We start from the raw sequence: 14636 nt of genomic DNA on the forward strand, positions 1-14636 counted from the left end.
TCAGCCCTTGACGGCGCCGATGATGACGCCCTTCGTGAAGTGCTTCTGCACGAACGGGTAGATCACCAGCACCGGGATCAGCGCCAGCGTCACGATGGCCATCTGGATCGCCAGGCTCGGCGGCAGCGCGTGCCCGCCGACCGCGGTGTCGCCCGTCTGCCCGACGAACATCGACTGCCCCTGAAGCACGAACTGCCGCAGGACCACCTGCAGCGGCCACTTGGTGCTGTCGTTGAGGTAGAGGGTGGCGTTGAAGAAGGCGTTCCAGTAGCCGACCGCGTAGAACAGCCCGATCACCGCCGTGACGCCCTTGGACATGGGCAGCACGATCCGCCACAGGATGCGGAACTCGCTCGCCCCGTCGATCCGCGCGCTGTCGGTGACCTCCTCCGGGATGTTCATGAAGAAGGCCCGCATGACGACCAGGTTGAAGGCGGTGACGGCGGTCGGCAGGATCAGCGCCCAGTACGAGTCGATCAGCCCCAGCGAGCTGACCAGCAGGTAGCTCGGGATCATGCCCGGCCCGAACAGGAAGGTCAGCAGCACGAGGAACAGCATCGGCCGGTGCAGCAGCGAGCCGGGCCGCGACAGCCCGTAGGCCGCCAGGACGGTGACCGTGAGGCTGAGCAGGGTCCCGACGACGGTCACCCCGAGGCTCACCCCGATCGACCGGGTCACCACCCCGCCCGCGAACAACTGCTCGTAGGCGGCGAAGGACAGCTCGCCCGGCACGGTGACCAGGCCACCCGCCTTCGACACCGCCTCCTGCGTGGACAGGCTGGTCAGCACGACCATGTAGATCGGGAACAGCACGGCGGCCACGATGAGGGCCAGCACCAGCCCCTTGACGCTCGCGCCGAACCGGGTGGGCCGCTCGGCCCAGACAGGCATAGTCATGATCGTTTGTAGATTCCCTGCTCGCCGAAACGATGGGCGACCTTGTTGGCTATGAGGATGAGGATCAGCCCGGCCACGCCCTTGACCAGGCCCGCCGCCGCGCCGTAGCTCCACTCGCCGGTCAGCAGCGTGCGCCAGTACATGAACGTGTCGAGCACCTCGGCGGCGTCGCGGCCGACGGCGTCGCGCTGCAGGAAGAACTGCTCGAAGCCGACGTTGAGCGCGTCGCCCAGCCGCAGGATCAGCAGCAGCACGAACACCGGGCGCAGGCCGGGCAGCGTGATGTGCCACAGCCGCCGCCAGCGGGAGGCGCCGTCCACGGCGGCGGCCTCGTAGAGGTGGGGGTTGATGGCGGCCAGCGCCGCGAGGAAGATGATCGTCCCCCAGCCGGCGTCCTTCCAGACCGTCTCCGCGGTGACCAGCAGAATGAAAGTGTCCGGATTCGTCATGATGTCCACGCCCGCGAAGCCGTGGTCGCGCAGGATCTGCGCGAGCAGTCCCGCGCCGCCGAACATCTGCTGGAACAGGGTGACGACCAGGACCCAGGAGAAGAAGTGCGGCATGTACACGATGCCCTGGATGAACAGCCGCAGGCGCGGCCGTACGACGCTGTCGAGCAGGATGGCCAGCAGGATCGGCAGCGGGAAGTAGAAGATCAGCTGGAACGTGGTGATCGACAGCGTGTTGAGCGTCGCGTCCCAGAAGCTCTGGTCGAACATCAGCCACTGGAAGTTCGACATCCCGACCCACGGGCTGTCCTTGACGCCGACGTAGGGGGAGTAGTCCTGGAAGGCGATCACGTTGCCGAGCAGCGGCACGTAGTGGAACAGGAGCAGCAGCCCGATCGCCGGCACGGTCATCAGCAGCAGCTGCCAGTCGCGCCGGAACCGGGCCCGCAGCGAGCCCTGCTTGATCCGGACCCGTGTCCGGGTGATGCCCGAGCCGGCGGGAGAGGGCAGGTCTCCCGCCGGCCCGGCGTCCGTGGCCCGCTCGACCGCGATGTGGTCAGGCGCGGCCATTGTCCCGAAGGACTTTCATGTAGAACTCGCGCGCCTCGTCGCCGCCGTCGCGCCGCCACTCCGCCGCGATCTGCTTGGCGTCGCTGACCGGGCGGCGCCCGCGCATGATGTCGGTGAACTTGTCCTCGGTGGGCACCTGCAGGCCCGCGTACTTCGACGGCCGCTGGATCCTGATCCCGTCGAACGGCGTCTTCTCGATGTACTTGAAGGAGGCGTTCTGCCAGTCGATGTTGGCCTTGGCCGCTTCGGGGAAGGGCCAGTCCACGTAGAGGGGACGGCCGCCCAGGAAGCCGTAGGTGTAGGCGACCTCCTTGCGGCCCAGGTCGGTGCTCTGCGGGATGCCCTTGGCATCGAGGGTGAAGTGCTTGCCCTTGATCCCGAAGTTGGAGAGCTCGTACTCCTTGGTCCCGTACGGTGCGGCGCACCAGTTGAGGATGGACAGGATCTCCTCCATCTTCTCCTTCGGCAGCCCCTTCTTGATGAAGGTGAACATGCCCGCCGCGTTGTTGTGATACATGATCGGCGTGCCGCCGTCATGCGCGAACAGCGGGAAGACGCCCAGCGCGAAGTCGGGGTTCTTGCCGGTGTGCTGCTGGAGCAGCTCCTTCCAGGCACCGATGCCGTCCCGGTAGATGGTGATCTGGCCCGCGCCGATCAGGTCCTTCTCGTTGGCGCCCTTGCTGCCGGCGACGCTCGGATGGATCAGCCCCTCGGCGAAGAGCTTGCGCATCCACGCCAGCATCTCCTCGAACTCCGGCGTCTCGTACTTGTGCGTCAGCTTGCCGCCCGCGTACCGCCATTCCTGCGGGACGCCGAAGATGGGCCAGGCCATCTCGTGGATGTCGCCGAACGCCCAGCGCTTGGCCTTCGCGTCGGTGATCGTCTTGCCGAGCTGGTAGAGCTCGTCAGCGGTCTTGGGGTTCTGGTTCCAGCCGTTCTTGTCGAACAGGTCCTTGCGGTAGAGCAGGCCGTACGGGAAGGGCTCGGTGGGGTAGGGGATCGCCATCAGCTTGCCGTTCCACACCGACCACTCCCACGCGGGGGTCGGCAGGTTGGCCAGCAGCGGGTACGGCTTCACCTTGTCGCCCTGGAGGTACGGCGTGAGGTCCTCGAACGCCTTGTCCACGGCGGTGTTGAAGTCCGCCATCTTGTCGATCTCCCAGCTCGGGAGGGCGAAGATGTCGGGCAGGTCGCCGGAGGCCAGCCGGGCGATCGCCTTGTCGGCGTAGGTGGTGCCGTCGGCGATCTGGAACTCGACCGTCGCGCCGATGTCGGCGTTGACCGCCTGGAAGTAGGTGTTGCCCGGCAGTCCGGGCGGCGGTGGGCCCCACAGCGGGGTCATCGCCTTGTAGGTGCCGCCCTTGCCCGCCTTCTGGGTGAGTGCCGCGGTGGGGGTGGCCGGGTAGGTGGTGAAGCCACCGGCGATGCCCGGCACGCCCGGCAGGTTGGAGACCGTGCCGGCCAGGTCGGGCTTGACGCCGGCGAACTCGACGTACGCAGGCGTGAGCTGGGCGAGCTTGTCCGCGGCGGCCGCGGTCGCGCCGCTCGAGCCGGGCCGCGTCCCGGTCGGGGCGGAGCAGGCGGCGAGGGTGGTCAGACCGGCCAGGCCGAGAAATCCACGGCGAGTCATCGACGGTGTCACGACGGCTCCCTTCGTTGGTCGGAGCAGGGTGAGGGGTGTCCGAACGGGAGGTCTACGAGCTAGAATTAGTTCGTCTAATGACCAAACAAACTAAACCCGAGGCGACGCTGACCACAAGGTGTGCCACCGGTCACAGATTGATGTCGGGAGTGAGATGAGATTCGCTGACGGCTCCCTCCCCGCCGTTCCCGGGGGTCCGCGCGGCTCTCGGCGACGGCACGGGGACACTGGGGGACAGCGCACACTGGTACCGCGGCATGATCGCCCGCGACGGCCTGACGGACGGGACAGACTTTGATCACCTCATCGACCGACCCGCAGCCGGCCGACTTCGCCGACGTGCGGGCCACCAACCTGGCCGTCGTGCTGCGTTTCGTCCGCGAGCACGCGCCGTGCTCGCGGGCCGACATCGCGGCCTCCACGGGCCTGAACAAGGCGACCGTGTCGAGTCTGGTCGCCGACCTGATCGACAGGCGGCTCGTCCGCGAGACCGGCCTGACCGAGAACCGGGTGGGGAGGCCGGCCACGATGCTGGTGCTGGACGGCTCGCCGTACGCGGCGATCGGGCTGGAGATCAACGTCGACTACGTGACGGCCGTCGCCGTCGACCTGGCGGGGGAGCGGCTGCTGTCCTGGCGGCGCGCCTTCCCCGGCTCGGTGGCCGCCGTCGCCGCGATCGTCAGGCGGGTGGTCAACCGCATGGCCAAGGAGGACAAGCAGATCCTCGGCCTGACCGTGGCCGTGCCGGGCCTGGTCGACGAGCAGGGCGTCGTGCGGGTCGCGCCCAACCTGGGCTGGCTCGACACCGATGTCAGCGGCGACCTCGCCAAGGCGCTGCGCGATCCCGGCTTCCCCATCCAGGCCGACAACGACGCCAACCTCGGCGCCCTGGCCGAGCACCGGTTCGGCCCCCATGGGGCGGTCACCGACCTGGTCTACCTCACCGGCGAGATGGGTGTGGGCGCCGGCGTGATCCTGGACGGGCGGCTGCGCCGGGGCGGGCGCGGCTACAGCGGCGAGATCGGCCACATCCAGATCGACCCGCTGGGGCCGGAGTGCCGGTGCGGCCGGACCGGCTGCCTGGAAGCGGTGGCCGGCATCGGTGCGGTCCTGGAGCACCTCTCGCCCTCGCCGGTCGAGGTGGAGCTGGAGATCGAGGAGGTCGTCCGGCGAGCCCGCGCGGGCGACGCCCATACCCTGGGCCTGCTCCGCGGCGTGGGCCGCGACCTCGGTCGCGGGGTGGCCATCCTGGCCAACCTGCTCAACCCTCAGGTGGTGATCCTCGGGGGCTACTACGTGCCGCTGGCGCCCTGGCTGCTGCCCGCCGTGGAGGCCGAGGTACGCGAGCGCACCATCGCGCCGGAGGCCGGCGGCTGCCAGGTGGTGATCTCGTCCCTCGGCTACGACGCGGCCGCGCTCGGCGGAGCCGCCCGGGTGCTCGACTCCATCGATTCAGGAAGATTGCCGCGAATCTCTTGACCCCGCTCGCGCACGCGTGCACCCTTCAGAAGAACTCCGTTCGAAACACTCGTGTAACGGGCGGGGTTTTTCTGGACCGGCTATCGAAGCGCTTCGACAGAGACCCGAAGCGCGCTCCCCCCGCTAGTCGAAGCGTTTCGACGCTTTCAGAAGGTGGCCCCATGAACGAACCGTTCCGCGACCCGGACCTCCCCCTCGCCGAGCGGATCGCCGATCTGCAGGCCCGGCTGACCGTGACCGAGAAGCTCGCGCTGCTGCACCAGTACCAGGCGCCGGTCGAGCGGCTCGGCGTGGGCGCCTTCCGTACCGGCACCGAGGCCCTGCACGGCCTGGCCTGGCTGGGTCCGGCGACGGTGTTCCCGCAGGCCGTGGGCCTGGCCTCGACCTGGGACCCGGAGCTGGTCCGCAGGGTGGGGGAGGCGGCGGGCGAGGAGGTCCTGGCCTTCCACCACAAGGACCCGTCCGGCGCCGGCCGCAACGTGTGGGCCCCCGTGGTCAACCTGCTGCGCGATCCGCGCTGGGGCCGCAACGAGGAGGGCTACTCCGAAGATCCGTTGCTGACCGGCGTCATGGCCACGGCCTACGCGCGCGGGCTTCGTGGGAGCGCTCCCGTAATGCGGACGGCGCCTACCCTCAAGCACTTCCTCGGCTACAACAACGAGACCTACCGCTGCGTCACCTCCAGCAACCTGCCGCCGCGGGTCCTGCACGAGTACGAGCTGCCCGCCTACCGGCCCGCCCTGGAGAGCGGCGCCGCCGTCGCGGTCATGCCCTCCTACAACCTGGTCAACGGCCGCCCGGCGCACCTCAGCCCGCTGATCGGGCAGGTGCTGCGGGCCTGGGCGCCGGACGACCTGCTCGTGGTCAGCGACGCCTACGCCCCCGGCAACCTCACCGGGCTGCAGGGCTACTACGACGACCCGGCCGAGGCGTACGCGCACGCCGTACGGGCCGGGCTCGACAGCTTCACCCAGGACGACGACCGGGCCGAGGCCACCCTCGGCCACCTGCGCGAGGCGCTGGAACGCGGCCTGCTGACCGAGGCCGACCTCGACACCGCCGTACGCCACACGCTGTCGATCCGCTTCCGGCTCGGCGAGTTCGACCCCGCCACGCCGTACGACGACATCACCGAGGCGGTCGTCAACTGCCCCGAGCACCAGGCGCTGGCCCGCGAGGCGGCCGCCCGCTCGATCGTGCTACTGAAGAACGACGGCCTGCTGCCCCTGGCGCCGGCCGCCTGCCGCCGCATCGCGGTGCTCGGCCAGCTCGGCGACACCCTGCTGGAGGACTGGTACAGCGGCACGCTGCCGTACGAGGTGACCGCCCGCGCCGGTCTGGCCGAACGCTGCGAGACCGTCTTCTGCGAGGCCGTCGACCGCGTCACGCTGACCGCCGACGCGGGCCCGGTGGTGGCCGGGCTCGACGGCGGACCCCTGGGCATCGGGACGCCGGGGGACCGCTTCGACCTGTTCGACTGGGGCGGCGGGGCCATCGCCTTCCGCGCGGTCGCCACCGGCCGCTTCCTGTCCGTGGACGACGACGGCGTCCTGGTCAACGACCAGCCCGGCCCGAACGGCTGGGAGGTGCGCCAGACCTTCCGGCTGGAACAGCGCACCCGCGGCGCCGTCGTCCTGCGCCACATCTCCACGGGCCGCTACATCGGCCTGTCCTCCGACGGGGTCTTCCGGCTGGTGGACGACGCCGACGCCGCCACGTGGCTGACGGTGGAGGTCGTCGAGAGCGGCGCCGCGGCGGCGGCCGCGCTGGCGGCCACCGCGGACGTGGCGGTCGTGGTCGTGGGCGACCATCCGCTGGTCAACGGCCGCGAGACCGAGGACCGCACGGACCTGGACCTGGCCCCCGCCCAGGACGCGGTCGTCCGGGCGGTACGGGCGGCCAACCCGCGCACGGTCATGGTGATCACCAGCGGCTACCCCGTCACCTGGTCGGACCCGGACATGCCCGCGGTGCTGTGGTCCTCGCACGGCGGCCAGGAGTACGGCCACGCGCTGGCCGACGTGCTGTTCGGCGACGCCGACCCGCAGGGGCGGCTCACCCAGACCTGGTACCGCTCGGCCAGCGAGCTGCCCGACCTGCTCGACTACGACATCATCGCCACGGACGCCACCTATCTCTATTACCGGGGCACTCCCCTCTACCCCTTCGGCCACGGCCTCAGCTACACCGTGTTCGACTACTCCGGCCTCACCGTCGCGGTCGACGGGGAGATCATCGCCGCCACGGTCACGGTCACCAACACCGGCTCGCGGGTCGGAACCGAGGTCGTGCAGTTCTACACCCACCAGCGGCGTTCCCGGGCCAAGCAGCCGCTGCGCCGGTTGCGGGGCTTCGAGCGGGTACGGCTGGCGCCCGGTGAGAGCCGGGCCGTCACGCTCACCTTCCCCGTACGGGACCTGGCCTTCTGGGACGTGACGCGCGGCGCCTTCGCCGTCGAGGACGCGCCGCACCAGCTCATGGTCGGCCGCAGCGCGACCGACCTGCGGCTGAGCGCGGCCTTCCACATCGAGGGCGAGACCATCCCGCCCCGGCGGGGCGGGATGGCCGCGGCGGACCACGACGCCTACGACGCGGTCGCCTTCGTCGACGCGGCCAAGGTCTCGGGCGACGCGGTGCGCTCCGAGGCCGAGGGGGCGTGGATCCTGTTCCGCGACGTCGAGCTCACCGGGGCCGCGTCCTGCCTGATCGAGGCGGCGAGCACCGAGGGCGGGGTCGTCACGCTCCGGCTGGACGACCTCCTGCACGGCCCCACACTGGGCGCCATCCCCGTGCCGCCGGCCGGGCGCTACGCTCCGGCGGCGTCCTCGGGCGAGCTTGCGGAAGCCTCGGGGGTGCACGATCTTTATGTCGTGTTCGAGAACGTGGGCATCACGCTGGGCAGGCTGGAACTGACCGGCACGGGTCGGGCCGCCCCCCGATCGCCCGGCGCCGTACGCGCCGACCGAGGACGAACGGGGCGAGGCCGCATGGACCGAGACCACGCCGACACCGGACGGACCACCACATGACGGAACACCACATAACGGACGGCCACCTGGTAGACGGCCACGCGCCGGACCGCGACCTGCCGGACGGCCGCCCATCGGACGGGGGAGCGGCGGACGCGCACGGTGAGGAGGCGCGCGGTGAGGAGGCGCGCGCTGAGGACGGGCACGCGACCGGCCGGGCGGTCACCATTGTCGAGGTGGCGCGGCACGCGGGTGTGGCGGTGAGCACGGTCTCCTATGTGCTCAGCGGCAAGCGGGCGATCTCGGCCGACACCCGGCGGCGGGTGCTCGACAGCGTGCGGACGCTCGGCTACCACCCCAACGCCGGCGCCAGGGCGCTGGCCAGCAAGCGGGCCAACGTGATCGCGCTGGTGCTGCCCCTGCGGGCCGGCATGCACGTGCCCGTGCTGATGCGCTTCGCCACCTCGGTGGTCACCGCGGCGCGCCACTTCGACCACGACGTGCTGCTCATGACGGCCGACGAGGGCCTCGACGGGCTGCGCCGGGCCGCGGCCAGCGCGCTGGTCGACGGCCTGGTGCTGATGGACGTCGAGCTCGACGACCCCAGGGTCCCGCTGCTGCGCCGGCTCGCCGAGCCCAGCGTGCTGATCGGCTTCCCCGCCGACGCCGCCGGGGTGACCTGCGTCGACCTCGACTTCGCCGCCGCCGGGGCGCTGTGCGTGGCGCACCTGGCCGAGCGCGGGCACCACGAGGTGGTCCTGCTCGGGGCGCCGGCGGTGGTCTACGAGCGGGGAACCGGCTTCGCCCGCCGTACGCTCGAAGGCTTCACCGCCGCCCTGGCCGAGCACGGGCTCGACGGTACGGCCCTGCCGTGCGAGGAGAGCTTCGAGGAGGTCCACGCCACCGTGAGCGGGCTGCTGGCGGCCCGGCCCGGTCTGTCGGGACTGGTCGTGCACAACGAGGCAGCCGTCAACCATGTGCTGAGCTCGCTGCGGCAGCTGGGCCGCAAGGTGCCGCAGGACCTCGCGGTGATGGCGATCTGCCCGGACGACGTGGCCGAGCCCGCCCGGCTGACCTCGGTGCTGATCCCGGCCGAGGAGGTCGGCAGGGAGGCCGTCGGGCTGCTGATGGACAAGCTCGCGGGCCGCCCGGTGCCGCCGGCGACCCTGCTGGTCCCCCGTCTGACGGTCCGCGCGAGCACGTGACGGTCCGCGCGAGCGCCTGACCACGGAGCCAGGCTCTCGGGTCAGCGGTGGTGGTGGCGTGTGGCGCCCTTGGCGGGACAGTGGTCCGTCGACTCGCGGGCGAAGAGGTCGACGGCGGACGGCCTGGGGAGCGGGACGGCCGACGGGCGGGTGCCGTCGAGGAGGAGCGCCAGGTAGCGCCGCCGGTCGGCGCGGTCGTCGGAGTCGGCCCCGTGGTGCAGGGTCGTCGCCAGCGCCATCACCACGATCGCCGCCAGGTCGCGGACCAGCAGGTCGTCACGGACCAGCCCGCGCTCCCGCGCGGCGGTCAGCACGTCGCCGAGCGGTCCCATGAACCGCTCGGCGATGCCGATCGTGAACGCCCCGGCCTCCTTCGCGGCCGACAGGAGCGCCCGGTGGCCGGACAGCGTGTCGACCACGGCCGTCAGCGCGTCGGCCAGCCCCTGCCTGGGGTCGGCGGCCACGCGGGCGGCCTGGAGGACCGGCTCGATCTCCTCGGCGAAGTAGGTCTCGAAGCAGGCCAGGATCACGCCGTCGCGGTCGCCGAAGCGCCGGTAGACGGTGGCGATGCCGACTCCGGCGCGGCGGGCGATCTCCTCCAGCGGGACGGCCGTGCCCGACTCGTGCAGGGCGGTGATCGCCGCCCTGACGATCCTGTCGGAGTTACGCAGTGCGTCCGCACGACGTCGCTGCTCTGGCACATGCCGAACGCTAGCAGCATCCACGCCGTCACTCCATGGCAGCGTTACCAGGCCACCTCGAGCGAGGCCAGCCCGTACACGACATGGAAGGAGCGGAAGTCCGCGATCGGCGCGACGGTGCGCAGTCCGGGGAAGCGCTGGAAGAGGGCCTGGAAGGCGATCCGCATCTCCATCCGGGCCAGCGGCGCGCCCAGGCAGTGGTGCACGCCGTGGCCGAAGGCGAGGTGGCCGGGCGCGCCGCGGGTGATGTCCAGCTCGTCGGCCTCGTCCATGAAGGCGGGGTCGCGGTTGGCGAGGGGCAGCGAGCACATCACCAGGTCGCCGGGCTGGATCTTCTGACCGGCCACCTCGGTCTCCGTGGTGCACACCCTGCCGATGCTGGCATGGAGAATGCTGAGCCAGCGCATCAGCTCCTCAACGGTGGCCTCGATCCGCTCGGGCTCCTTCTTGAGCAGGTCCAGCTGGTCCGGCTGCCGGAGCAGGGCCAGCGTGCCCAGGCCGAGCATGTTGGAGGTGGTCTCGTGCCCGGCGATCAGCAGGAGGTTGCCGATGCCGATCAGCTCGTTCGTGGTCAGGTCGTCGCCGTGCTCACGTACGAGCATGCCCAGCAGCTCCTCGCCGGGGTCGGCCTGGATGCCCTCGACCAGCTCGGTCATGTACGCGCGCGACTCCTGCTGCAGCTTGAGGCGCTCGTCCATGGGCAGCGACACGTCGAGCAGCCGGCCGGTCCTGCGCTGGAAGTCCGCGCGGTCGGCGTACGGCACGCCCAGCAGCTCGCAGATCACCAGCGACGGGATCGGCAGCGCGAACGACGACACCAGGTCGACAGGTGAGCCCGCGCGCTCCATGGCGTCGAGGTGCTCCTCGACGATGTCCTTGATCCGCGGTTCCAGCCGCTTCATCCGGCGGATGGTGAACTCCGGCGTCAGGAACCGGCGCAGCCGGCTGTGCTCGGGCGGGTCGAAGGAGAGCAGGTTGCCGGCGCGGAGCACCTTGAGCTCCTCCTCCGTCGCGCCCGGCGGCTGGAAGATGGTCTGGCGGGCGTTGCTGAACCGCTCGGCGTCGCCCAGCACCGCACGCGTGTCGGCGTAGCGGGTCACCAGCCAGGCGTCGATGCCGAACGAGGTGGTGACGCGGGTGATCCCTTCCTTCTCCCGCACCTCCGCCAGCTCGGCGGCGGGACTGAACTCTGTCCGCCGCATGTACAGAGGCAGCGTTGAGATGTCGCTCATATATCCCCCAGGATGACCGGTCGTCACGAAATACCCTGACAAGAAACGATAGCAACCTATCGATTAGCCGCAAGACCATCCCGGTAAACATTGGGTCTTGACGACCTTGGTGGTATCGCTAACACTCGACGACGCCCCGCCTACCGCACAGATTCGGGGTCCAAAATGTTAGCGCTAACCAAGCAATCGCTAGCTTAGACGAGGAGTGCCCTGACATGAGACGTCTGAAAACCATGACCCTGGCCGCGGCCGCCGCCGCCGGGTTGGTCGTCGTCACCGCGGTCCCGGCGCCCGCCGCCGCGCCGATCACCACCTCCATCTATACCGCCGATCCGGCCGCGCTGGTGGTCGGCGACACGATGTACCTCTACACGGGCCACGACGAGGCGCCCGCCGGCGGCACGAACTTCGTCATGCGGGACTGGCACGTCTTCACTTCCGGCGACGCGACGACCTGGACGGACCAGGGCGCGAAGCTGAACCTCTCAGATTTCCCGTGGGCGGGCGCCGACGCGTGGGCGGGCGAGGTCGAGCCGCGCAACGGCAAGTACTACTGGTACGCCCCCGTCAACGGCAACGGCGCCGGCTGGATGGACATCGGCGTGGCGGTCGGCGACAGCCCGCTCGGCCCCTTCCACGACGCCAAGGGCGGCCCGCTGATCAGCGACAGCACCCCGGGCTCCTCGCCGCTCAACATCGACCCGACCGTCTTCACCGACGACGACGGCCAGGCCTACATCTACTGGGGCTCCTACTACGGCCTGCGCGCCGCCAAGCTCAAGCCCGACATGATCAACCTCGACGGCGGCGTGGTCACCCCGAGCGGCGTGTCGAACTTCTGGGAGGCCCCCTGGATGTTCAAGCGCAACGGCACCTACTACCTCGCCTACTCCGCCAACGACTCGGCCTGTTCCGCGCCCGGTTACGCGTGCATCCGCTACGCCACCGCGAGCAATCCGCTGGGACCGTGGACGCATAGGGGAGTGGTGCTCGACCAGGTCTCCTCGACGACCAACCACCCGGCGATCATCGAGTTCAAGGGCCAGTGGTACATGGTCTACCACAACGCGGGCAGCCCGGGAGGCGGCGACTTCCGACGCTCGGTGACGCTCGACAAGCTCTATTGGAACGCCGACGGCACCATGCAGAAGGTCGTGCAGACGACGGGTCCCGCCAACCCGAACAACCTGGCGCTCAGCGCGACGGCCTCCACCTCCTACGTCTCGCCGTGGGAGACCCTCGGCGCGGTCAACGACGGCTTCACCCCGGCCAACTCGGCCGACCACAGCCACGGCGCCTACGGCAACTGGAGCCACCAGGGCACCGAGTGGCTGGAGTACCAGTGGCCGTCCGCGCAGACCGTCAACCGGGTCGGCGTCTACTGGTTCGACGATGACCAGGGCATCGACCTGCCCGCCTCGTGCAAGGTCCAGTACTGGAACGGCAGCGCGTACGTGGACGTGCCCGGACAGTCGGCCTGCGGAACGGCGGCCAACACCTTCAACACCACGACGTTCACGGCGGTCTCGACGACCAGGCTCCGGCTGAGCGTCACCTCGAAGATCGGCTTCTCGACCGGCGTCCTGGAGTGGACCACGCAGGCGTGACCCTCTCACCAGCACTGGAGGTGCAATGAAACTGCTTCTTCTCCAGAAGTGGATGGACGTGATGGCCGGTCGACCCCTGCCAGTACGCCACTGTGCCCCTCAAAGCCCGAACTGCCCCGGCGGCGCGTCCCATCTCCACGGTATGTCGCTGTGGCTGACGGCCGGCTTCGGCAGCGGCGCGGCCAGCGACTCGGGCCAGCGCGTCGGCAGTGAGTACTACATGGGCAACCTCAACACCGACAACATGCACATCCTGCTGCACGAGATGGGCCATTCGTTCGATCTGGATGACTTCTACAACTGGACTCCCACGGGGGTGTGCTGCTTCCTGGTCAACTACCGCCGGTTGAAGCTGGTGGTTTGCTCTCGCGGTCCCGTCTGGGTGAAGGGAGGCCGGTAGCGTGTGGCTGGTTGATGACAGCCCAGCCCGCTATGCCGCGTGTGGCGATGTTGCGGGCTGCGATGTGGTCGGCGTGCCCAGCGAGGCCGCACCTTGTGCAGACGAATCGGCCCCGCGCCGGCCGGTTCGCCCGGCTGATGTGCCCGCAGTCCGGACAGGCTTGCGAGGTGTAGGCGGGGTCGACCAGGAGGAAGGCGACTCCGGCGCGGGCGGCTTTGTAGCGGGTGAAGGTGATCTGCTGGGCGAAGGCCCAGTTGTGCAGGGTGCGTCGCTGGAGCCGGTGAGCCCTTACCCGGCTGCGGATGCCCTGCAGATCTTCCAGGGCGAGACCGCGGCCGGTGCGTTCGGCTTCGCGCACCACATATTTGCTGATTTGGTGGTTGAGGTCGGTCATCATCCGGTGCTCACGACCGGACAGACGGCGCAGCACCCGCCGCGCCGCAGACGTCCCCTGCTTCTGCAACCGACGGCGTTGGCGATGCCGCCGCTCCCGCAGCGTGCGGACGTGGCCGTTGCCGCCGACTGGGCCGGGCAGGGCGGGGCCGGGCAGCACCACCCGATCGGAGGTGACCGCCAGGTTCGCCACCCCTTGATCCACCCCAAGAAAGCCGCCGACCGGCTCACGCACCACCGGCTTGGGCAGGGTGAGGGCGATCTGCAGCAGCCACATGCCGCGCCGGTAGATCAGGTCGGCCTCGCCGAGCGGCAGCGTGTCGATGGCTTTGAGGTCTTCTGGTCGGCCGGTGTAGGGGAGGGTGACGCGGCCGGTGGGGGTCCACAGCGACACGGTGCGGGCGTCCCGGTTGAAGCTCATCAGCCGGGCGTCGTAGGGGACGGCGCCGTGTGGGCGGAAGATGTGGGCGCGTTTCTTGGTGGCGCGCCGGTTGGCGTAGGCGCCAGCGACTCGGGCGATCGAGCGTACGGCCGCCTGCGCCCCCAGCCCGGCCAGTTGCGCCCGCACCTCGTAGTAGGCCAGCCGGTGCAGCTCCACCACAGCGAACGTGCGGTGGTGCCAGGCCAGGCGGGAGACGACGGTGGCCGCCTGATTGCACACTTGCACTGCCGCGGCCAGCGCGTCGGCCTGGGCCGGGGCGGGTGTGAGCCGCAGTTGCACGATCGTGGGCAGGCCGTGGCGTTTGGTGGTGGAGCGGCGGATCGCCATCGCGCACCTCCTGTCACCCCGTCCTCACCCACCGCACATATTACCGAACGTGATCGAGCCTTTCCATGCTGTTTTCGAAAGAGGGATGTCGCTTCCTCCCGACCCTGAAAGACCGAGTCTCCGCTCCACCATTCAGATGAAAGCGGCAGCGCCACTTCGATCATCGAGATCGACCGTGGATGTTCCGCGACTGGTGGCGGCACTTGAGGAGCCGCTACGGGCTGTAGGACCGTGGAGGGCGGCGGCCACCGGCGCCGCCGCCCTCCACGGGCGCTGATGGCGCTTCTCAGGTGTTGACGGTGAGCGAGTACTACGGGTTACCG

General features: G+C 70.0%; 11 protein-coding genes. 5 read left to right on the forward strand and 6 right to left on the reverse strand.

Annotated features, from left to right (window positions below):
• From AB0J16_RS53915 to AB0J16_RS53925, 3 genes are read right to left on the reverse strand one after another with little or no spacing between them, the layout of a single operon-like run.
• On the reverse strand, window positions 1–897 hold the full coding sequence (locus AB0J16_RS53915) for a carbohydrate ABC transporter permease (protein ID WP_358184503.1): 897 nt from the start codon (window positions 895–897) through the stop codon (window positions 1–3).
• A complete protein-coding gene (locus tag AB0J16_RS53920) occupies window positions 894–1916 on the reverse strand; it encodes an ABC transporter permease subunit (RefSeq protein ID WP_358555338.1) in 1023 nt (340 codons plus the stop codon). Before AB0J16_RS53920 ends, AB0J16_RS53915 begins: the two co-directional genes overlap by 4 nt.
• Entirely contained in the window at window positions 1903–3558 is a 1656-nt protein-coding gene (locus AB0J16_RS53925; protein ID WP_358555341.1) for an extracellular solute-binding protein, read from the reverse strand. Before AB0J16_RS53925 ends, AB0J16_RS53920 begins: the two co-directional genes overlap by 14 nt.
• A gap of 294 nt (window positions 3559–3852) precedes the next feature.
• Here AB0J16_RS53925 and AB0J16_RS53930 point away from each other — a divergent pair, with 294 nt between their 5' ends.
• The 3 genes from AB0J16_RS53930 (at window position 3853) to AB0J16_RS53940 (ending at window position 9211) form a co-directional block, all read left to right on the forward strand.
• Complete coding sequence (locus AB0J16_RS53930) at window positions 3853–5037, forward strand: ROK family transcriptional regulator (RefSeq protein ID WP_358555344.1); 1185 nt, start codon at window positions 3853–3855, stop codon at window positions 5035–5037.
• Between the two features lie 161 nt (window positions 5038–5198).
• A complete protein-coding gene (locus tag AB0J16_RS53935; RefSeq protein ID WP_358555346.1) occupies window positions 5199–8066 on the forward strand; it encodes a glycoside hydrolase family 3 C-terminal domain-containing protein in 2868 nt (955 codons plus the stop codon).
• Window positions 8063–9211, forward strand: coding sequence for a LacI family DNA-binding transcriptional regulator (locus AB0J16_RS53940; RefSeq protein WP_358555349.1), 1149 nt, complete (start codon window positions 8063–8065; stop codon window positions 9209–9211). The genes AB0J16_RS53935 and AB0J16_RS53940 overlap by 4 nt, the downstream gene beginning before the upstream one ends.
• 41 nt (window positions 9212–9252) lie before the next feature.
• Here the strand turns inward: AB0J16_RS53940 and AB0J16_RS53945 are convergent, their stop codons facing one another.
• Window positions 9253–9912: a TetR/AcrR family transcriptional regulator gene (locus AB0J16_RS53945; RefSeq protein ID WP_358555352.1), complete on the reverse strand. Its 660-nt coding sequence runs from the start codon at window positions 9910–9912 to the stop codon at window positions 9253–9255.
• Between the two features lie 44 nt (window positions 9913–9956).
• Window positions 9957–11144 carry a cytochrome P450 gene (locus AB0J16_RS53950; protein WP_358555355.1) on the reverse strand — a complete coding sequence of 396 codons (1188 nt, stop codon included), beginning with the start codon at window positions 11142–11144 and terminating at the stop codon, window positions 9957–9959.
• Window positions 11145–11359: 215 nt separating this feature from the next.
• Between AB0J16_RS53950 and AB0J16_RS53955 the strand changes: the two genes are divergently transcribed.
• Window positions 11360–12751 carry a glycoside hydrolase family 43 protein gene (locus tag AB0J16_RS53955; RefSeq protein ID WP_358555358.1) on the forward strand — a complete coding sequence of 464 codons (1392 nt, stop codon included), beginning with the start codon at window positions 11360–11362 and terminating at the stop codon, window positions 12749–12751.
• Between the two features lie 25 nt (window positions 12752–12776).
• Window positions 12777–13151 carry a hypothetical protein gene (locus AB0J16_RS53960; protein ID WP_358555361.1) on the forward strand — a complete coding sequence of 125 codons (375 nt, stop codon included), beginning with the start codon at window positions 12777–12779 and terminating at the stop codon, window positions 13149–13151.
• Here the strand turns inward: AB0J16_RS53960 and AB0J16_RS53965 are convergent.
• Window positions 13084–14313: a transposase gene (locus tag AB0J16_RS53965; protein ID WP_358555364.1), complete on the reverse strand. Its 1230-nt coding sequence runs from the start codon at window positions 14311–14313 to the stop codon at window positions 13084–13086. The genes AB0J16_RS53960 and AB0J16_RS53965 overlap by 68 nt on opposite strands.
• Window positions 14314–14636 lie beyond the last annotated feature (323 nt).

The sequence above is a fragment of the Nonomuraea sp. NPDC049750 genome, assembly GCF_040659625.1.
In the GTDB taxonomy this organism is placed as follows: domain Bacteria; phylum Actinomycetota; class Actinomycetes; order Streptosporangiales; family Streptosporangiaceae; genus Nonomuraea.